The organism is Microvirga sp. 2YAF29 (assembly GCF_052114605.1).
In the GTDB taxonomy this organism is placed as follows: Bacteria; Pseudomonadota; Alphaproteobacteria; order Rhizobiales; family Beijerinckiaceae; genus Microvirga.
In genome coordinates this window covers 312,478-331,605 of the sequence record NZ_JBFRFB010000003.1, presented here as the reverse complement: position 1 = coordinate 331,605, position 19,128 = coordinate 312,478, and the positions used below count along the sequence as shown (strand labels likewise).

Sequence of the window (19,128 nt, the reverse complement as noted above, 5' to 3'; positions counted from 1 at the left end):
TAAATTCCCAGGTGACAGCAGCTTAAAAACAAGCATGATGTAACCCGGCTGGCGGGGAAGCCCCGCCAAACCGGCCCCACGAGGAAGAGGGGCCTATAAAACCACCCAGAGGAGTGACCTCATGAAAAAAATGCTGTTGACCGGCGTGGCGCTTGGTCTTGGCCTCGCCTTCTCCAGCGCTGCCAGCGCCCAGATCAAAATCGGCGTTGCTGGCCCCATCACCGGCCCGAACGCCGCTTTCGGCGCTCAGCTGAAGAACGGCGTCGAGCAGGCTGTCGAGGACATCAATGCTGCTGGCGGCATTAACGGACAGAAGCTCCAGGTCGTCGTCGGCGACGACGTGTCCGACCCGAAGCAGGGCGTGTCGGTTGCGAACAAGTTCGCCTCCGAAGGCGTGAAGTTCGTCGTCGGCCACTTCAACTCCGGCGTCTCGATCCCGGCCTCGGATATCTACGAGGAAGCCGGCATCGTGCAGGTTTCGCCTGCTTCGACGAACCCCAAATACACCGACGCCGGCAAGTGGAACACCTTCCGCACCTGCGGCCGTGACGACCAGCAGGGCGCCGTCGCCGGCGCTTATCTCGCCGACAAGTTCAAGGGCAAGAAGGTCGCCGTCGTTCACGACAAGACCCCCTACGGAAAGGGCCTTGCCGACGAGACCCTGAAGGCCATGAATGCAAAGGGCCTGAAGGAAGTCGTGTATGAAGGCGTGAACCCGGGCGAGAAGGACTATTCCGCTCTCGTGTCGAAGCTGAAGCAGGCCGGCGTTGACGTCGTCTACTTCGGCGGCCTCCACACGGAAGCTGGCCTGATCATCCGCCAGATGCGCGACCAGGGCCTGAACTCTCCGCTCATGTCCGGCGACGGCATTGTGTCGGCCGAGTTCACCTCGATCGCCGGCCCTGGCGCCGAAGGCACCCTCATGACCTTCTCGCCGGATCCGCGCAAGAACCCGAACGCAAAGGACGCGGTGGCCAAGTTCCGTGCCAAGAACTACGAGCCCGAGGCTTATACCCTCTACTCGTACGCCGCGACCCAGGTTCTGGCCGAGGCTGCGAAGCAAGCGAACTCGACCGATGGCAAGAAGGTTGCCGAGGCCATGAAGGCCGGCAAGCCCTTCAAGACCGTGATCGGCGACCTCACCTTCGACAAGAAGGGTGACATCACCCGTCCTGACTACGTCATGTACGTCTGGAAGAAGGGCGCCGACGGCAAGATCGACTACACCGGCAACGAGCTCGGCATGTAATCGATTGGCCTGAGCCAACCGAACAAGAGCCCGCCCTGGCAACAGGGCGGGCTTTTTCATGAACTGTACCTTTAGCGATCTCCATATGCCCTCCCTCACCCTGTCGCTTATCCCTGAGACTTACGCCATCTGCCGCCTGCCCGCAGGCCAGGAGGTCAAAGCGCCCTCACACGGCAGCTTCCGGCTGCTTGTTCACGCGGTCGAGGAAACGACCATGGTCTGCCCGGCAAGCGAGGCTCCCGCCGGCGCGCAGATCGATTCGGGGTGGCGCTGCTTCCGCATCCTTCAGAACTTCGACTTCAGCACACCCGGCATCCTCGCATCCGTCCTGCAACCACTGGCGCAGGCCGGTATCGGCATCTTCGCGACATCCACGTTCAGCACGGATTACGTTCTGGTGAAATCGGCGGATCATGAACGGGCTGTGGAGGTTATGCGCGAAGCCGGACATACGGTTGAAATCGCCACGTGATCTCGAAGCGGCACTTTGCTGCTGGCGCCTCCCGCGCGCTTCCCGATAAGATGCCGGCTCGACATCAATCGGAGAGCCGGAATGAAGCTGGACAAGCCGGAGCACGCGCAGCCACGGGATGCGGAAATCAGGCGCAAGGTTGCGCCCGTCATCTGCTATCCTGTCGATACGCTGGTGCCGCCCGATCTCGAGGCTTATCGCGCCGCCCGCGATGGCTGGGAGAAGGTAAGCGAGGTGATCGTTCCGCCGCGCGATGCGCGCTCCTTCACCGTGCCTGCCGGCCACTTCTTCCGCATCGTTTCCGTTGAGGGCCCGCAGGTCGGCGATCTCAATCTCTGGGCCGAGAACGACATCAACGAGCGCTTTTTCTCCGGCAAGACGCGGGCGCTGCACGGCACGCATCTCTCCAGCGGCGACAGGCTGTGGTCATGCCTGCCTTACTTACGCCCCATGGCGACGATCACGCAGGATACGCTCGACTGGTATGGCTTCGATGAATATGGCGGCTCCGTGCATGACGTGATCGGCACGCGGTGCGATCCCTACACGCATCGGCTTCTTTCCGGAGATGATTATCACCATTGCTGCCACTCGAATCTGACCCGCGCGCTCGGCCATCACCTGAAGCGCCCGCTGAAAGACGTGGAGCCCGCCGTGCATGACGTGCTCAACGTCTTTATGTGCACCGGCTTCACGCGCGATACCGGGCAGTATTTCATGAAGGCGAGCCCCGTGCGTCCCGGAGATTTCCTGGAATTCTTCGCGGAGATCGATCTGCTCGGAGCGCTGTCCGCATGCCCCGGCGGCGATTGCAGCAGCGAGCATTCGAGCGATGCCGCTGTGTGCCACCCGCTTCTGGTGGAAATCTACAGGCCGAAAGCCGCGCCGAAGGGTTGGGTCTCGCCGTCGCGCAATGGCTATAGCCGAACGCACGGCGAGTAAGCGTTACACACGCTCGATTCGCGCGCCGAAGCATCCGCGGCCCGCGAAATGCGCATCGATATGAACGATTTTCGGGTTCGAGAAGAACCGCTGGATCACGTCGAGAACTTGTCCGTTCTCGCCCACAGCCGCATCGACGATCAAGGCATCGGCATCGTAAGCGCGAAGCGACAACAAGCGATCCTTGAGAATCGGAGCAAGCTCATCCCTGTAAACGCCTGCCTTACTCGCACGGCTCGCGAAGATCGGGCCGGATGCGCGATAGGGCGATGTGGGCGTCGCTTGGTGGACATGATTGAGGAGCAACAGCTCCTCGCCCACCGCCACGCGCGTGAGCGAGACGCGACATGGATAGGCATCCTCTTTATCGGCAATCACACGGTGCGCGCCGATGGCTGCAAGCTCTCGCTCATCGAGTGAGAAGAGATGTGAGAAGTGACCAGCCTCAAGGCCGCGAATTTGAAATGGCATCGATAGTCTCCGTTGAGACCATCACGATGATTGAGAATGGAACGGCTCGCGACCCGATTCCTGTGGTGCCCTACCCCAGCCTGCCCAAGACCGGAAACGTCTCCAGCAGCCAGAACGACATATTGGTGATCCAGCCGGTGAGGAAGGCGATGCCGGTAAGGATCATCAGCACGCCCATGGCTTTCTCGATCATGGCGAAGCGGGACCGCATGCGCTTCAGAAGCGCCACGAAGGGTTTCATGGCGAAGGCCGCGAGCAAGAAGGGGATGCCGAGGCCAGCCGAATAGGCGGCGAGCAGCGTGGCGCCGTATGACACGCTGTCCTCCGATCCCGCTACGGCCAGGATGGCGGCGAGAACCGGTCCGATGCAGGGGGTCCAGCCGAAGGCGAAGGCGAGGCCCATCACATAGGCGCCCCATAGGCCGACCGGCTTCTGCACGGAGAAGCGGGCCTCGCGATAGAACAGGGCGATCCTGAACACGCCGAGGAAATGCAGGCCCATGATGATGATCGCAATGCCGGCGATGGTGCTCAGCACGTCGAGATATTGGCGGATGACCTGCCCCAGGGCCGAGGCCGTCGCCCCAAGAAGCACGAAGACCGTCGAGAAGCCCGCCACGAACAGAAGCGCCGCGAAGACCGCACGGCGGCGCACGGCCCGGTCATCACCCGCGCTCAACTGGTCGAAGGTCGTGCCCGCGAGGAACGACAGGTAGGGCGGCACCAGCGGCAGGACGCAGGGGCTCAAGAAGCTGATAAGGCCCCCGAGGGCAGCGGCTGGGAAGGAAACGCTGAGCATGACGCCTTCTAGCCTTTTCCTCGACGGCAAGAAAGCTCGTGGATGCAGGTCTCTCCTGCTTGTGAAGCCGACCTTTTTGGAGTTGCCTTAGAGAATGACAGTCCTTCGCAATCTCATCACCGACGTCGCAGGCCTTCGGGTCGGCAATGCCCATGACGAAGCCCTCGCCTCGGGCGTGACGGCGGTCCTGTTCGACGAGCCAGCGGTCGCCTCCTATGCCGTCAATGGCGGCGCGCCGGGAACCCGAGATACGGACCTGCTGGAGCCCGACAAAGTGGTCCCCGGCATCAACGGCGTCGTCCTTTCCGGCGGCTCGGCCTTCGGCCTCGATGCGGCGGGCGGGGTACAGGCTTATCTCAGGGAGAGACATATCGGCTTCGCCGTCGGCCCGGCGCTGGTGGCCATCGTGCCGCAGGCGACCACATTCGACCTACTCAATGGCGGCAACAAGGATTGGGGACGCTATCCGCCCTATCGCGAGCTTGGCTATGAGGCCGCCGGGAATGCGGGCCTCGACTTCGCCCTCGGCACGGCGGGCGGCGGCTATGGGGCCACGACCGTCGATCTCAAAGGAGGCCTCGGCTCGGCCAGCGCGGTGACCAGCGCCGGCCATACGGTGGGCGCGCTCGTCGTCGTCAATGCCCTTGCCTCGACGCTGATCGGTGACGGGCCGCATTTCTGGGCCGGCACCTACGAGGAAGGCGAGGAGTTCGGTGGTCATGGGCACCCTCCCCGCATCACCCCCGAGATGCGAAAGCTCGACTGGAAGGGCCGCTCGCGGGGGGCCGCGCCTCCGACCGCCACGACGATTGCGCTGATCGCAACGGATGCTGTGCTGACCAAAGCCCAGGCTAAGCGGCTTGCCGTCATTTCCCATGACGGTCACGCGAAGGGCCTGCGCTTCGCCCATGCGCTGTTCGATGGCGACACTGTTTTCGCGACTGCTACGGGCAAGAAGCCCTTGAAGGACGAGGCAGGAGATTTCATCGAGATCGGCGCCCTTGCCGCCGATTGCCTTGCGCGTGCCATCGCACGCGGCGTCTACGAGGCGACGGCGCTGCCTTTCCCGGGTGCGCTGGCGGCCTGGGAGGACAGGTTCGGCGGATAGGCGGATCCCCTAGGATCGCCGCGCCGCTGAAAGGCTCGAGAAATCACTCAACGGTGTTTCCGCCCGATACCGCAGCCATAGCAGGATAAACCCGACAACCGGGATCAGGATGTCCGTGTAGAAGATGATGCCCGCATTCCCGGGGGCGTAGTTATGGGCCTCCACCATCTGCATCACATGTCCGGCTGCCGCGCCCCAGAGGAAGCAGGCCGGGCTGCCAGCCGCGCCCCGAAGCTTCCCTTGAAGGCGATGAAACCCACAACGGAAAAGCCAAAACTGGCGAAGCAGACTTCCTTCTGGAACGGGCTCGTCTGCCAGCCGATGAACGATGCCGCCATCTCCGAGAAGAAGACGTGCATGGCGAAATTATAGAGGAAGGTCACCCCAAGGGCGAAGAAGAAGAACCAGGACAGCAGCGCCTCGGCCACCGTTACTCGCTCCCGCAGGCGTGACTGGCGAGATAGCGAGACCAGCGCCGCGATGAGCCCAAGGACGAAGAAGGTCAGGGTGAAATTACTCAAAACAAAGGTGATGACCTGCTGCATCCTCGCCTCCGGATCACGTCACGAACCAGCATCGATATTGTGACGCTTCACCAGTGAGGATGCCAATGCCGCTGTATACTTGCCCGATAAAGCACATGCGGATTTCCACACGTCATTACCGGCATTGTGCCGGTAATCCTGATGGATTGAGGCGCAGCACCCTACAATCGGGATGGCCGGGACAGGCCCGACCATGACGGCAAGGGAAGCGCCCTAGCAGCCCTTAAAACCGATCCGCCCGATACGGCTTGGGATCGACCACGGTCGGCTCTTCGCCCGTGATCATCTCCGCGAGCAATCGGCCCGTTACCGGGCCCAGCGTCAGGCCGTGATGGGCGTGGCCGAAGCCGAACCAGAGGTTCTTGTGGCGCGGGGCCGGGCCGATGATCGGCATCATGTCCGGCGTGCAGGGGCGCATGCCCATCCACGGCTCGGGATCGACCCTCTCGCCGAGGGGGAAGAATTCCCGCGCGATGGGCTCGGCGCGGTTGAGCTGGACCGGGGTCTTCGGCGCATCACGGAGCGCGAATTCCGCGCCGGTGGTGAGGCGGATGCCCTTCGACATGGGCGCCAGGAAATAGCCCCGGTCGAAATCCAGCGTCGGGCGGTTGAGCACCGCGTTGCCCTCGGGCTTGTAGTGCATGTGATAGCCGCGCTTGACCGCGAGCGGCAGGTTGTAGCCGAGCTTCGTCGTCACCACGTCGGCCCAGGCGCCGAGCGCCACGACGACAGCACCCGCTTCCACCGGTCCATTCTCGGTCTGGATACGCCAGCCGTTCGGCGTCTCTTCGAGCGTCTTGGCATCGCCCGCCGCCAGCTCGCCGCCCAGGCGCTCGAACAGGCCCACATAGCCCATGGTGAGCATGTGCGGATCGGACACGGAGGCCGGGTCCGTCCAGTGAATGCCGCCCTTGGTCTGCACCTTGAGGTGAGGCTCCAGCTCCGCGACGCCGAGCATGTTCAGGGCGTTGAAGTTCACCCCGAAATCGCGCTTCACCTCCTCCGCATCGGTCAGCTCCTCGTCCATGCTCTTCTGGTCGCGGAAGACCTTCATCCAGCCGGTCGGGCGGATCAGATGCGTGGAGCCGGATTCCTCGGCGAGCGCCATGTGTTCGGTTACGCTATGCTCGATGAGCGGCGCATAAAGACGCGCGATCGCCATGTGCTGGGCCGGACGCGAATGCATCCAGTACTGCCACAGGAAGGGCGCGAGCTTCGGGAGCGCGTTCCAATGGTAGGAGGCGTCGATGGTGTTGTTCAGGGCATAGCGCAGCAGGGCGCCGAAATCGTGCGGGAAGCCGTAAGGATAAACGCCCTCGCGCTGGATGAGGCCGGCATTGCCGAAAGAGGTTTCCTCGCCCGGCTTGCGCTTGTCGACCAACAGCACCGAGCGGCCGCGCTTCTGCAAATGCACGGCGATGGACACGCCGACGATACCGGCACCGAGAACAACCACATCCTTACGCATGAAAGTCCTGCCCTGTTCTGAGTTGGCTTCCGAGGCCGGAAGCTGGGCGCTGCCGCCCTCTTGAAGGGCTTTTTACTCCCGATCCCCGATTGCCGTCCATGCCTTTCGAGCCCAAAGGCGGGCTCTCCCCAGGCAAGTGGTATCAAATTGGTTCATGAGTGAGCTTGATTGTCCCGTTGCCCGCGGGAAAAGCTCGTGCTACCGGCGCGTCATGACACGACCGCTTCTCATTGCTCCCTCGATCCTCGCCTCCGACTTCTCCAAGCTCGGCGAGGAAATCCGCGCCATCGACGCCGCCGGCGCCGACTGGATCCATATCGACGTGATGGACGGACATTTCGTGCCCAACATCACCATGGGCCCGGATATCGTGAAGGCGATCCGCCCGCACACCAAGAAGCTCTTCGACGTGCACCTGATGATCGCCCCGGTGGATCCCTATCTCGAAGCCTTCGCCAATGCGGGCGCGGACATCATCAGCATCCACGCGGAGGCAGGCCCGCACCTGCACCGGTCGCTCCAAACCATCCGCAAGCTCGGCAAGAAGGCGGGCATCGTGCTCAATCCGGGCACCCATGAAGCCTCCATCGAGCCCGTGATCGACGAGGTGGACCTGATCCTCCTGATGACCGTCAATCCGGGCTTCGGCGGGCAGGCCTTCATCCCGGCTGTCTGCCCCAAGCTGCGTCGGATCAAGGAAATGGTGGGCAACCGCAATATCGACATCGAGATCGACGGCGGCGTGACCGCCGAAACGGCCCCTCTCGTGGCCGAAGCGGGCGCCAATGTGCTGGTCGCCGGCTCCGCCACCTTCAAGGGCGGTCCCTCGGCCTATGCCGCGAACATGGCGGCCATTCGCGAGGCTGCAGAGAAGGCGCGTTGAGATCAACGGGCTATCGTGCTACCGCGCGGGGCATATCCCCCGCGTGGAAGTGAAAAGCGATGATCCCTCGTTACAGCCGTCCCGAGATGGTGGCCATCTGGTCGCCGGAAACCAAGTTCCGCATCTGGTTCGAGATCGAGGCTCACGCCACGACGGCGCTGGCCAATCTCGGTGTCGTGCCTAAAGAAGCGGCGGAAATCGTCTGGGAGAAGGGCTCCAAGGCGACATTCGACGTGGAACGCATCGATTCCATCGAGCGCGAGGTCAAGCACGACGTCATCGCCTTCCTCACGCACATGGCCGAGATCGTCGGCCCCGAGGCCCGCTTCGTCCACCAGGGCATGACCTCGTCCGACGTGCTCGACACCACCTTCAACGTCCAGCTCGCCCGCGCCACGGACATCCTGCTGCGCGACATGGACGAGCTGCTTGCCGCCATCAAGCGCCGCGCCATCGAGCACAAGATGACGCCGACCATCGGCCGCTCGCACGGCATCCATGCCGAGCCCACCACCTTCGGCCTCAAGCTCGCCCAGGCCTATGCGGAATTCGAGCGCTGTAAGATCCGCCTCATCGAGGCCCAGCGGGAGATTTCCACCTGCGCCATCTCGGGCGCGGTCGGCACCTTCGCCAATATCGACCCGAGCGTGGAAGAATACGTGGCCGAGCAGATGGGCCTCCAGGTCGAGCCGGTCTCGACCCAGGTCATCCCGCGCGATCGCCACGCCATGTATTTCGCGACGCTCGGCGTCATCGCCTCCTCCATCGAGCGCCTGGCCACGGAAGTGCGCCACCTGCAGCGCAGCGAGGTTCTGGAAGCGGAAGAGTTCTTCTCGGCTGGCCAGAAGGGCTCCTCCGCCATGCCGCACAAGCGCAATCCGGTCCTGACCGAGAACCTTACGGGCCTCGCCCGCATGGTGCGCGCCTATGCCATGCCCGCCATGGAGAACGTGGCCCTTTGGCACGAGCGGGATATCTCCCACTCCTCCGTCGAACGCATGATCGGCCCCGACGCCACCGTGACCCTCGACTTTGCCCTCGCCCGCCTCACGAACGTCATCGACAAGCTCTTGGTGTACCCTGAGAACATGCAGAAGAACCTGGACCGTCTCGGCGGCCTCGTTCATTCCCAGCGCGTTCTTCTGGCACTCACCCAGAAGGGCGCCTCCCGCGAGGACGCCTATCGTGTCGTGCAGCGCAACGCCATGCCGGTCTGGCGCGGCGAAGGCGACTTCCTGACCCTTCTGAAGAGCGATGCCGATGTGACGAAGTACCTGACCCCTAAGGAGATCGAGGACTGCTTCGACCTCGGCTACCACTTCAAGCATGTGGATACGATCTTCACGCGGGTCTTCGGCGCAACAGGAGCATAGCTGAGGGGCTGGAAATTTTTCTCCGATGCGCGACAATTCCCGTGTGAGATCAACGGTACGGGAACGACGGCCATGCTGTCGGAGAAAATTCTCAAGCTTGCCTTCACGCGGGCCGTCAAGTACGGCACCCTCGAAATGACTACGGCGGGAGGCCAGCACTTCACCTTCGGTGACGGCGGGTCTCCCCAGGTTTCGATCCGGTTCACGGACAAGGCGGCCCAGACCGCCCTTTGCCTTCACCCTGAATTAAAGCTCGGCGAGCTTTACATGGACGGGAGGCTCGTGATCGAGGAAGGCGATATCCTCGACCTCCTCCAGCTCCTGCTTCAGGACACCCATGGAGAGCTGAACGAACTTCCCTTGCGCCGCCTACGCAAGATCCAGAACTGGATGCGGCTGCGCGGAGAGAACGACATGGTTCGCTCCAGGCACAACGTCGCCCACCATTACGATCTCGACGGGCGGCTCTATTCCCTCTTCCTCGACAGCGACCGGCAATATTCCTGCGCCTATTTCGAGCATCCGGACGACAGTCTCGAACAGGCGCAGCTCACCAAGAAGCGGCATATCGCGGCCAAGCTCATGGTCGATCCCGGCCATAGCGTGCTCGATATCGGGTCCGGCTGGGGCGGCATGGCGCTTTATCTGGCGCAGGTCGCCTGCGCGGGCTCCGTGAAGGGTATCACCCTGTCGGAGGAACAGCTGGAGGCCTCCCGCAAGCGCGCCGCCGCCTCCGGCCTCACCGACAGGGTACGCTTCGAGCTGCAGGACTACCGGGCAACCACAGGCTCCTTCGACCGCGTCGTCTCGGTCGGCATGTTCGAGCATGTGGGGCCTGCTTCCTACGATGACTATTTCGGCACCTGCCGGAAGGTCCTGAAGGAGGATGGCGTGATGCTGCTCCACACCATCGGGCGCTCCGGCACGCCCTATCCCACCAATCCCTGGATTACGAAATACATCTTCCCCGGCGGGCATCTGCCGGTTCTGTCTGAGATGATGCCGGCCATCGAGCGCGCGGGGCTCGTCGTCACCGATCTCGAGATCCTGCGCCTGCACTATGCCTATACCCTGAAAGCTTGGCGTGAGCGCTTCCTGGCCCAGCGGGAGGAAGTGCTGAAACTCTACGACGATCGCTTCTTCAGGATGTGGGAATGCTACCTCGCCATGTCGGAATCTGCCTTCCGATGGCAGGATGCGGTAGTGTTCCAGCTGCAGTTGGCCCGGCGCAACGACGCTGTGCCGCTTACACGAGACTACATTGCCGAGCGGGAGGCCGCCCTGAAGGCGTCCGAGCAGATGGAGTTCAGGCGCAGCGCTTGAACCTGCACGGGAGCGGCTTTATCTCGAAGGTATGAAAACCTCCGATTGCGACATCCTCATCGTTCCCGGCCACACGAACTCAGGTGTTGACCACTGGCAGAGCCGGTGGGAGCGCCAGCTCTCGACCGCGTGGCGGGTCGAGCAGGAAAACTGGGACAATCCCAACAAGGACGCCTGGGTCGCGCGCATCGTCAATGACGTGAAGCGCGCCAAGAAACCCGTGGTCCTGGTCGGCCACAGCCTCGGCGTTATGGCCATCGTGCACGCCGCCCCGCTTCTGTCTCCCGACAAGGTCCAGGGCGCCTTTCTGGTGAGCCCGCCCGATGTGGAGCGGCCGGATTTCGTCCCCGTCATCGACCGCGCCTTCGCGCCGATCCCGCGCGATCCCCTGCCCTTTCCCTCGGTACTGGTCGCCAGCCGCACGGACCCGCATTGCGAATATGACAAGGCCGAGGATCTCGCCTATTCCTGGGGCTCTGCTTTCGTCGATGCGGGAGATGCGGGCCACCTCAACACGGAAAGCGGCCACGGTCCCTGGCCGGAGGGCCTCATGCGCTTCGCGGGGTTTTTGAAGCGGCTAGGTCAGAAATAAATCTCTCCGCCAGAGGGTATGGCGCGACCTTCCCTCCCCCTTTCGGGGAGGGATTGAGGGTGGGGTCGCAAGGTCAGAGCGTTACGCTTTGTCCGTGAGTAGGAACAGCCCTACACCGTCATGGCCGGGCTTATCCCGGCCATCCCGATCCGAAAAGCGCGGCGCTTCACACAATCGGGATCACCGGCACAAGGCCGGTGATGACGTGGGAGTGATGTGGTCAGAGCTCTCACCCAGTCACACCACCCCCACCCTCGCCCTCCCCGCAAGGGGAAGGGAATAAGCGCGGCGCACATCCAACCTGATCTTTTCCACATGACGAAAAGTTCATGCTGCCTTCACTCGAACGAGAGCACCTTGAGGTCATTCTCGTCGTTGTCATCTCGAAGGAGGATACTCGAATGAAGATCATCGCCACCCTTGCTGCTGCCGCCGTACTTGCGAGCGCAGGCACCTACGCACTGGCGCAGGCTCCGGCTCCCACGACACCGCCCGCGGCGGGCCAGGAGCAGGCGCGTCCGGAGCCCCGTCGCGGCATGTCCCAGGACGACTACAACCGCCTCGTCGACGCCCGCATTGCTTCCATCAAGGCCGGCCTAAAGCTCACCGCCGATCAGGAGCGTCTGTGGGGCCCGGTGGAAACCGCGATCCGGACGTCAGCCTCCGAGCGCTATACCAACATGCAGCAATTCCGTGAGAACCGTGACCAGCGCCGCAACGCGGACTTCATGCAGCGCCTCGAACAGCGCAATACCATGATGAACCAGGGCGCTCAGCGCTCTGCCGCGCTGACGACGGCCCTGCGTCCCTTCTGGGACAGCCTCGGCGAGGACCAGAAGCGGATTGCCCCACGCCTGATGCGTGAAGCTATCAACGGCGGCTGGAGCGAACGTCGCGGACGCGGCGGACGGGATGGCCATCACGGCCGCCGTCACACCATGATGGATCACGGCATGATGAACCATGGTCCTGGAGGAATGGGACCTGGAGGAATGGGATCTGGCCCACGCGGTCCTGCTCCCCAGCAGTAAGCTGTCGCCGTAAACAAAAAGGCCGCCCATCGGGCGGCCTTTTCAGTGTCATGTCTGTTTCGCGGATTAGCGCGAATAGAACTCGATCACGAGGTTCGGTTCCATCTGGACCGGGTACGGCACTTCCGACAGGGTCGGGATGCGCGTCACGCGGGCCGTCATCTTGGAATGATCGACCTCGATGTAGTCCGGAACGTCACGCTCGGCGAGCTGGGACGCCACGACGACGACTTCGAGCTGCTTGGACTTGTCCTTCACCTCGATCACGTCGCCGGCCTTCACCTGATAGCTCGGGATGTTCACGCGACGGCCGTTGACCTTCACGTGACCATGGTTGACGAACTGACGGGCGGCGAAGGGGGTCGCGACGAACTTCGCGCGGTACACGACCGCGTCGAGACGACGCTCGAGCAGGCCGACCAGGTTCTCACCCGAGTCGCCCTTCAGGCGGATAGCCTCGGCGTAGTAGCGGCGGAACTGCTTCTCGGTGATGTTCGCGTAGTAGCCCTTCAGCTTCTGCTTGGCGCGGAGCTGGGTGCCGAAGTCGGACATCTTGCCCTTGCGGCGCTGGCCGTGCTGGCCGGGGCCGTATTCGCGGCGATTCACGGGGCTCTTAGGGCGACCCCAGATATTCTGACCCATACGGCGGTCAAGCTTGTGCTTGGCCTGAATGCGCTTCGACATCGCTGTTCCTCTTTGTTGTCGAATTAGCGAGGAACGCGCCCTCCTCTTCCCCTAAGGGACGACAGGCCGACCGAAGCCGGGCCACGGGAGCGTAAAAAGTTACGCGGCCCCGTTAAGGACCGCGTGAACGGGTGGGGTGTAGGAGAAAGGCGAGGGAAAGTCAATCCATTCCGCCTCAGCCCACCAGTAGCGGCATGTCCTCGACCGTGACCACCGGAAGCCCCTTGTCCTTCAAGGCTGAGCGCAGGGGCTCAGTCATCCCGGCGCCACTGGTGAATACCGCCATGGCCTCGTTCTCGTCGGCCTCGTGGCCGGGCACGGGCTGGCCGATGAGCTGGGTCACCCGCCGACCGATGGCCGGGGCCGGATCGATCCAGGTCACGGGCCAAGGGGCCAGCGTCTGGAAGCGCTGGAGGAGAAGCGGGTAATGGGTGCAGCTCAGCGCCACCACATCGGTCCGCACGCTCTCCTCTTGGATGAAGCAGGGCAGAAGCTCGTCCAGAATTTCCGCATCGGAAACGGGCGCCCCCGCAAGCTCGGCCTCCGCAATCGCCGCGAGGCGGCGCGAGCCGACGAGATTGACCTTACAGCCTGAGGCATAGGTCTCGATGAGGTCCCGCGTATAGTCCCGCGCCACCGTCCCAGGGGTGGCGAGCACTGTGACATAGCCCGAACGCGTGATCTGCGCCGCCGGCTTGATGGCGGGGACCGTGCCGACGAAGGGAACCGAAAAACGCTCCCGCAGGTGCGGCAGCACCAGGGTCGAGGCCGTGTTGCAGGCGATCACCACGAGCTTGGGATCGTGAAGGGCGATCAGGCGCTCCATGACCGCGAGAACCCGCGCCACCAGGACGTCCTGGCTGAGGCCCCCATAGGGAAAGCCCGCATCGTCCGCCGCATAGACATAGCGCGCATCCGGGCGAACCTTCAGCACCTCGGAGAAGACCGTGAGGCCGCCGAGGCCGGAATCGAAGACGAGGATCGTGGGCACAGGAGACGGCATGACAGCCGGGTTATAGGTCGTTCCGGCCAGAAGATCGACACGCATACTCTACACCTTACGAACGAAGATGATTCAGAAATCCTGTGAGGTCCTGCTTGGTTTCCCCAGGAGCGGGCGTGGGAGCGAGGTTCAGCCTGCGCCGGGGGCCGGCTTCCGGCTGGTTCTTTTGCCCTTCAACCTTCGGCATCTGGGCCGAGAGGCGCTTTACGGGCCAGCCGTCGCTCCAGTTGCCCATATCGACGAATTTGGAATCGCGGGTGAGCGCCGCCGCATCCTTGCCGGCGAAGGCCGCATCGGCCGCGATCTCGAAGGTTCTCCAATAGGCCTGATAATCGAGCGTATCGGTGCCGTTATTGCCGAGCTGCTGGGTCAGGATGGTCTGGGGACCGGAGAGCGACATGTCAGCGCTCCAGCGCCAGGTGTTCTTCTGCTTGGGATCACGCGGCGGGTCGGGGGGTAGCTTGATGGCGGAGGCATCGTAATCCGCCTTGGGCGAACCGGGAGAGGCCATGGTTGCAGTGAGCGGCGGATAGCCATGGTCGTCGGAGCTGGTGCGCATGAACAGCTTGCGGCTTGCCGGCACGCTGCTTGCCGCTTCCAAAAGACGGCGGGCCGCCCGGTCGATGGGCAGGTGCTCCCGGTCGCCGCTCATGGTGATGAGGAGTGTCGAAGGGTCGATGGCTGAGAGGTCGCGAAGAAGGATGCCCCTCTCCTTCTCGTTGGAAGCGATGCCGCCCGGCATGAGGCCGAAGACCAGCTTCGGCATGGGAAGTTTGCTATCGCCCACTCCGGACGCGACGTTCAGCGCGATCGGCATACCGGCGGAATGGCCGATGAAGGCGACACGCTTGAGATCGGGCTTCGCCGCCGCATCTTCGGCAAGCTCCGTGAGCGCATTCTGGATCAGAGTTTCCGACAAAGCCGTCGCGTCGGCGGGGCGTGAGCGGTTCACCTCCTGAAAGCGCGGAAAAAGGACGAGATAGCCCTTGCGCGCCAGATGATCGATGAAGCCGCCATAGAGGCCAGGATTCACAGCTCCCCAGGAATGGAAGAATACTGCCACCGGGCGCGGTGTGGCGGGCGTATCGGAGCCGTGGAACACGTAAGTGCCGGAGCTGGCCGTCCCCGTACCGCGCTTCACCACCTCGGAAATCTTGTAATCCGATCCGCCGGGCCCCTGCTCCGGCTGTTTCGGCGGCGTCGCTGCAACGGCCCAAGGTGTGGCGAAGCATGAGCCAAGGAGGAGGAGCGTAATCAGCGAGCGGCGCATGGCGATCTCAGGTCAGATTGTGAAGGGCGGACAGCGCCCGGCAACACTAGATCACAAGTTCTTTAAGGCTTTCTCAACCGCCGGCCTTCCGCAAGTGCGCGAATCGCCCCACGCAGAGTGCGAACATCCTGCTCGGTCATTTCGAGACGATGGAAGATGTCCCGCATGTTGCGGGTCATGATCGGCTTCTTGTCCTCGGGAAAGAAGTTTACCGCCTCCAGCTCTTCCTCGATGTAATCGAGGAAGGAAATGACGCCCTCGCGGGTCGCAGGTGGAGAGCGCCTTTCGCCGGTGAAGGGCAGCGCGCTGCCGGTGGCCAGTTTGTACCATTCGTACGAGACCAAAAGCACGGCCTGTGCGAGATTGAGCGACGAGAACTTGGGATCCACCGGAAAGGTGATGATGGCGTCCGCAAGAGATACCTCGTCGTTCTCAAGCCCCGTCCGTTCCCGCCCGAACATGATGCCGATGCGCTGGCCCTCGGCGGTTCTCTGATGCGCCTCCTTCATCGCGGGCTCCGGCGCGAAGACGCGCTTCATCTGCCCGCGCTCGCGGGCGGTCGTGGCGAAGACGTAGTTGAGGTCGGCGATGGCCTCCTTCACCGTGTCGTAGAGCTTCGCCCCCTCCAGCACATGCACGGCGCCGGAGGCCGCCGAATGCGCGCCCTTGCGCGGCCAGCCATCGCGAGGCGCCACGATGCGCAGATCTGACAGGCCGAAATTGGCCATGGCGCGCGCCACCATGCCGATGTTTTCCGCCAGCTGAGGCTCGACGAGGATGATGGTTGGAAGCGTCATGGCGGTCAGGTCTTGATTGTCAAAGGAGAAAGTCCTCTCCCCATACAACTCAAGGCCTTGGGCCGCCACATTGATTTCTGAATCAAGCTTCACAGATGGCATCTGAAGCATAAAGGCACGCGGGAAGCGATGATCGTAGCGGATGAAGTCCTGATCTCGGCCGCCACATTCATCCTCCTGGTGGGGGTCTCCCTCGGCTGCCTGTTCGGGCACACCCTGCTTTCCACCAGACAGCTTCAGGAAGACACGAACTCCACCGTCCGGGTCGTCGCCAATATCTTCGTGGTCATCGCCTCCCTGGTGCTCGGCCTAATGCTGAACTCGGCCAAGAACACGTTTCAGGACGTGGACGATGCGGTCCACACCTACGCGACCGACTTGATCCTGCTCGACAAGACCGTCCGCACTTTGGGACCGGCCGGCGAGGAGATTCATCAAGGGATCATCGCTTATCTGGACAGGGCGCTCAGCGCGAGCCCTGGTGTCGCTCCCGATGGGCAAGCCGAGATTCTGCTCGAAGATATCGGCAATCGGCTGCGAGCCGTTCAGGCGACGAACGATCAGCAGACAGCCCTCTTGATCGAGGCACGGCAGCTCTATCGGGCGGTTCTCGACCAGCGCTGGGTTATCGTCGGCCAGTCGGGCGGCACCATCCCGATGCCGCTAATCGTCGTCATGATCGCGTGGCTCGTCGTGATCTTCGCAAGCTTCGGCTTCCGGTCGCCCCGGAACGCGGTCGTCATCGGCACGCTCGTCTCGGCCGCCCTTCTGATCTCGGCCTCGCTCTGCCTGATCCTGGACATGGACAACCCGTCATCGGGCCTCATCCAGGTCTCCGACGAGCCGTTGCAGCGGGTCCTGGAGCAGATCCGGCAATAAGAGCCTGTTTCCGTTCAGCACCGAGAGGGCGGGAAAACACCCAAAGCCTCAGAAACCGCTGAATTGGGGCAAGCCCCCCACCTTCCCCCGGAGCCTTAACCGCGCTATAGCCCCGGCAACCCGTCTGCCGCAGGCAGGCCCGTTTCAGCCCTGAAAAACAAGGTGAGATCAATGGCGAAGATCAAGGTTGCCAATCCGGTCGTCGAACTCGACGGCGACGAGATGACCCGCATTATTTGGCACTTCATCAAAGAGAAGTTGATCCACCCCTATCTCGACATCGACCTGAAGTACTACGACCTGGGCATCGAGCACCGCGACGCCACCAATGACAAGGTCACGGTCGAGGCGGCGGAAGCCATCAAGAAGTACGGCGTCGGCGTGAAATGCGCCACCATCACGCCGGACGAGGCCCGCGTGGAAGAGTTCAAGCTCAAGGACATGTGGAAGTCGCCCAACGGCACGATCCGTAACATCCTCGGCGGCGTGATCTTCCGCGAGCCGATCATCTGCAAGAACGTTCCGCGCCTCGTGCCCGGCTGGACCCAGCCGATCATCGTCGGCCGTCATGCCTTCGGCGACCAGTACAAGGCCACGGACTTCAAGGTGCCCGGCAAGGGCCGCCTGACCATGAAGTTCGAAGGTGAAGACGGCACCGTGATCGAGAAGGAAATCTTCAAGTTCCCGGACGCCGGTGTCGCCATGGGCATGTACAATCTCGACGAGTCGATCCGCGAGTTCGCCCGCGCCTCCATGAACTACGGCCTGAACCGCAAGTACCCGGTCTATCTCTCCACGAAGAATACGATCCTCAAGGCCTATGACGGCCGCTTCAAGGACATCTTCGAGGAAGTCTTCCAGAACGAGTTCAAGGCGAAGTTCGACGCCGCCGGCATCACCTACGAGCACCGCCTCATCGACGACATGGTGGCCTCGGCCCTCAAGTGGTCGGGCGGCTATGTGTGGGCCTGTAAGAACTACGACGGCGACGTGCAGTCCGACACAGTGGCGCAAGGGTTCGGCTCGCTCGGCCTCATGACATCCGTGCTGATGACGCCGGACGGCAAGACGGTGGAAGCGGAAGCCGCCCACGGCACCGTGACCCGCCACTACCGCGAACACCAGAAGGGCAAGGAGACCTCGACGAACTCCATTGCCTCGATCTTCGCCTGGACCCGTGGCCTCGCCCACCGCGCCAAGCTCGACGACAACGCCGATCTCGCCAAGTTCGCGGCGACCCTCGAGAAGGTCTGCGTGGACACGGTCGAGTCCGGCTTCATGACGAAGGACCTCGCCCTCCTCGTCGGCGCGGAGCAGAAGTGGCTCTCTACCACCGGCTTCCTCGACAAGATCGACGAGAACCTCAAGAAGGCGATGGCTGCTTAAGTCAGTCTCGCCTTGCAGGAATTGAAAATGGCCGGGCTTGTCCCGGCCATTTTTGTTATAGAATAGCAGGCGACTGGAAAGTGCCCCTGCGATCTCACGCTCAAATTCGACATCAATCCAGCAAGCCATTTCCACGATTGGACAGCCGCCTGGAACGAAACCTCCTGGCCTGCCGGGGTTGCGAAATCCGCGCAAAAGAAGAGCCAGCGGACGGAACGTCTCGAACCGATCAAGCGCGATGTCGGCCCTCGGGGCTTCATGCCAAAAGCATTCTCATCCTGCGAAGGCGGGCCTGCAGATTTCTAATCGGGCTCCCCGCTCTACATAGACTGCTCAGAGACATCAAACCCCAAGGCTGTTGCCATGTCGGATCAACGCCAATCCACCATGACCGGCGGCTGCCAGTGCGGCGCCGTGCGCTACGAACTCAAGTCTGAGCCAACCCGTGCGAGCATCTGCCATTGCCGCATGTGCCAGAAGGCGTTTGGCAATTATTTCGCGGCGTTCACCGGCCTGCCGCAAAAGGATCTGGTCTGGACGAAGGGACAGCCCGGCAGCTTTCGGAGTTCCGAGGCTGCGGAGCGCGGCTTCTGCCGCGATTGCGGGACGCCGCTGACCTATTCCTACCTGGAGGACGACCGTATCAGCGTCTCCATCGGCAGCCTGGATCATCCGGAGCGCGTTACCCCCGAAATCCAATACGGCGTTGAGAGCAGACTTCCCGCCTTTGCCATGCTTCACACGCTCCCAAGCATCACGACCGAGGATGACAACCCGCCTGAGGAGCTGGCGAAGATGAAATCCCACCAGCACCCGGATCACGATTGAGGCCCCGCCTTTCCATCATCAAGGA

19 protein-coding genes and 1 pseudogene are annotated in these 19,128 nt (G+C 62.7%); 12 read left to right on the top strand and 8 right to left on the bottom strand.

Going from position 1 to position 19,128, the window contains the following annotated elements; genetic code table 11:
- Positions 1–121: 121 nt before the first annotated feature.
- The 3 genes from AB4Y85_RS06170 (at position 122) to AB4Y85_RS06160 (ending at position 2,663) form a co-directional block, all read left to right on the top strand.
- Positions 122–1,249 (top strand): ABC transporter substrate-binding protein, encoded by a 1,128-nt coding sequence (locus tag AB4Y85_RS06170; protein WP_441983987.1) that lies wholly within the window; start codon positions 122–124, stop codon positions 1,247–1,249.
- Between the two features lie 58 nt (positions 1,250–1,307).
- Positions 1,308–1,721 carry an ACT domain-containing protein gene (locus AB4Y85_RS06165; protein WP_441983986.1) on the top strand — a complete coding sequence of 138 codons (414 nt, stop codon included), beginning with the start codon at positions 1,308–1,310 and terminating at the stop codon, positions 1,719–1,721.
- An 81-nt stretch (positions 1,722–1,802) separates the two neighbouring features.
- On the top strand, positions 1,803–2,663 hold the full coding sequence (locus AB4Y85_RS06160; protein WP_441983985.1) for an urea carboxylase-associated family protein: 861 nt from the start codon (positions 1,803–1,805) through the stop codon (positions 2,661–2,663).
- 3 nt (positions 2,664–2,666) lie between these two features.
- Here AB4Y85_RS06160 and AB4Y85_RS06155 read toward each other — a convergent pair whose 3' ends face one another.
- Both AB4Y85_RS06155 and AB4Y85_RS06150 read right to left on the bottom strand, forming a co-directional pair.
- Positions 2,667–3,134 carry a DUF1203 domain-containing protein gene (locus AB4Y85_RS06155; RefSeq protein WP_441983984.1) on the bottom strand — a complete coding sequence of 156 codons (468 nt, stop codon included), beginning with the start codon at positions 3,132–3,134 and terminating at the stop codon, positions 2,667–2,669.
- 70 nt (positions 3,135–3,204) lie between these two features.
- Positions 3,205–3,933 (bottom strand): cytochrome c biogenesis CcdA family protein, encoded by a 729-nt coding sequence (locus tag AB4Y85_RS06150; RefSeq protein ID WP_441983983.1) that lies wholly within the window; start codon positions 3,931–3,933, stop codon positions 3,205–3,207.
- Between the two features lie 94 nt (positions 3,934–4,027).
- Between AB4Y85_RS06150 and AB4Y85_RS06145 the strand changes: the two genes are divergently transcribed.
- The gene (locus AB4Y85_RS06145; protein WP_441983982.1) at positions 4,028–5,041 is read left to right on the top strand and encodes a P1 family peptidase; all 1,014 of its coding nucleotides are present in this window, start codon (positions 4,028–4,030) and stop codon (positions 5,039–5,041) included.
- Positions 5,042–5,050: 9 nt separating this feature from the next.
- Here AB4Y85_RS06145 and AB4Y85_RS06140 read toward each other — a convergent pair.
- Together AB4Y85_RS06140 and AB4Y85_RS06135 are read right to left on the bottom strand one after the other, a co-directional pair.
- A pseudogene (locus AB4Y85_RS06140) lies at positions 5,051–5,586 on the bottom strand (DUF6790 family protein).
- A gap of 223 nt (positions 5,587–5,809) precedes the next feature.
- Positions 5,810–7,054 (bottom strand): NAD(P)/FAD-dependent oxidoreductase, encoded by a 1,245-nt coding sequence (locus AB4Y85_RS06135; protein WP_441983981.1) that lies wholly within the window; start codon positions 7,052–7,054, stop codon positions 5,810–5,812.
- A gap of 211 nt (positions 7,055–7,265) precedes the next feature.
- On the opposite strand from AB4Y85_RS06135, the gene rpe reads away from it, so the two are divergent.
- From rpe to AB4Y85_RS06110, 5 genes are all read left to right on the top strand, one after another.
- Complete coding sequence (gene rpe, locus AB4Y85_RS06130) at positions 7,266–7,937, top strand: ribulose-phosphate 3-epimerase (RefSeq protein WP_441983980.1); 672 nt, start codon at positions 7,266–7,268, stop codon at positions 7,935–7,937.
- Between the two features lie 59 nt (positions 7,938–7,996).
- Positions 7,997–9,310 (top strand): adenylosuccinate lyase, encoded by a 1,314-nt coding sequence (gene purB / locus AB4Y85_RS06125; protein WP_441983979.1) that lies wholly within the window; start codon positions 7,997–7,999, stop codon positions 9,308–9,310.
- Between the two features lie 72 nt (positions 9,311–9,382).
- Complete coding sequence (locus tag AB4Y85_RS06120; protein WP_441983978.1) at positions 9,383–10,633, top strand: class I SAM-dependent methyltransferase; 1,251 nt, start codon at positions 9,383–9,385, stop codon at positions 10,631–10,633.
- 31 nt (positions 10,634–10,664) lie between these two features.
- Positions 10,665–11,225: an RBBP9/YdeN family alpha/beta hydrolase gene (locus AB4Y85_RS06115; protein WP_441983977.1), complete on the top strand. Its 561-nt coding sequence runs from the start codon at positions 10,665–10,667 to the stop codon at positions 11,223–11,225.
- A 329-nt stretch (positions 11,226–11,554) separates the two neighbouring features.
- Positions 11,555–12,256: a Spy/CpxP family protein refolding chaperone gene (locus AB4Y85_RS06110; protein WP_441983976.1), complete on the top strand. Its 702-nt coding sequence runs from the start codon at positions 11,555–11,557 to the stop codon at positions 12,254–12,256.
- 66 nt (positions 12,257–12,322) lie between these two features.
- On the opposite strand, the gene rpsD is transcribed toward AB4Y85_RS06110, so the two are convergent.
- The 4 genes from rpsD to AB4Y85_RS06090 all read right to left on the bottom strand — a co-directional run bounded on the left by rpsD (position 12,323) and on the right by AB4Y85_RS06090 (position 16,010).
- Positions 12,323–12,940 (bottom strand): 30S ribosomal protein S4, encoded by a 618-nt coding sequence (rpsD, locus tag AB4Y85_RS06105; RefSeq protein ID WP_009494134.1) that lies wholly within the window; start codon positions 12,938–12,940, stop codon positions 12,323–12,325.
- 175 nt (positions 12,941–13,115) lie between these two features.
- Positions 13,116–13,988: a glutamate racemase gene (murI, locus tag AB4Y85_RS06100; RefSeq protein WP_441983975.1), complete on the bottom strand. Its 873-nt coding sequence runs from the start codon at positions 13,986–13,988 to the stop codon at positions 13,116–13,118.
- Positions 13,989–13,998: 10 nt separating this feature from the next.
- Entirely contained in the window at positions 13,999–15,213 is a 1,215-nt protein-coding gene (locus AB4Y85_RS06095; RefSeq protein ID WP_441983974.1) for an alpha/beta hydrolase, read from the bottom strand.
- Between the two features lie 62 nt (positions 15,214–15,275).
- Complete coding sequence (locus AB4Y85_RS06090) at positions 15,276–16,010, bottom strand: RNA methyltransferase (RefSeq protein ID WP_441983973.1); 735 nt, start codon at positions 16,008–16,010, stop codon at positions 15,276–15,278.
- A gap of 129 nt (positions 16,011–16,139) precedes the next feature.
- On the opposite strand from AB4Y85_RS06090, the gene AB4Y85_RS06085 reads away from it, so the two are divergent.
- The 3 genes from AB4Y85_RS06085 (at position 16,140) to AB4Y85_RS06075 (ending at position 19,103) form a co-directional block, all read left to right on the top strand.
- Positions 16,140–16,889, top strand: coding sequence for a bestrophin-like domain (locus tag AB4Y85_RS06085; RefSeq protein WP_441983972.1), 750 nt, complete (start codon positions 16,140–16,142; stop codon positions 16,887–16,889).
- A gap of 171 nt (positions 16,890–17,060) precedes the next feature.
- Positions 17,061–18,275, top strand: coding sequence for an NADP-dependent isocitrate dehydrogenase (locus AB4Y85_RS06080; protein ID WP_441983971.1), 1,215 nt, complete (start codon positions 17,061–17,063; stop codon positions 18,273–18,275).
- A gap of 363 nt (positions 18,276–18,638) precedes the next feature.
- Complete coding sequence (locus tag AB4Y85_RS06075) at positions 18,639–19,103, top strand: GFA family protein (RefSeq protein WP_441983970.1); 465 nt, start codon at positions 18,639–18,641, stop codon at positions 19,101–19,103.
- Positions 19,104–19,128: the final 25 nt, after the last annotated feature.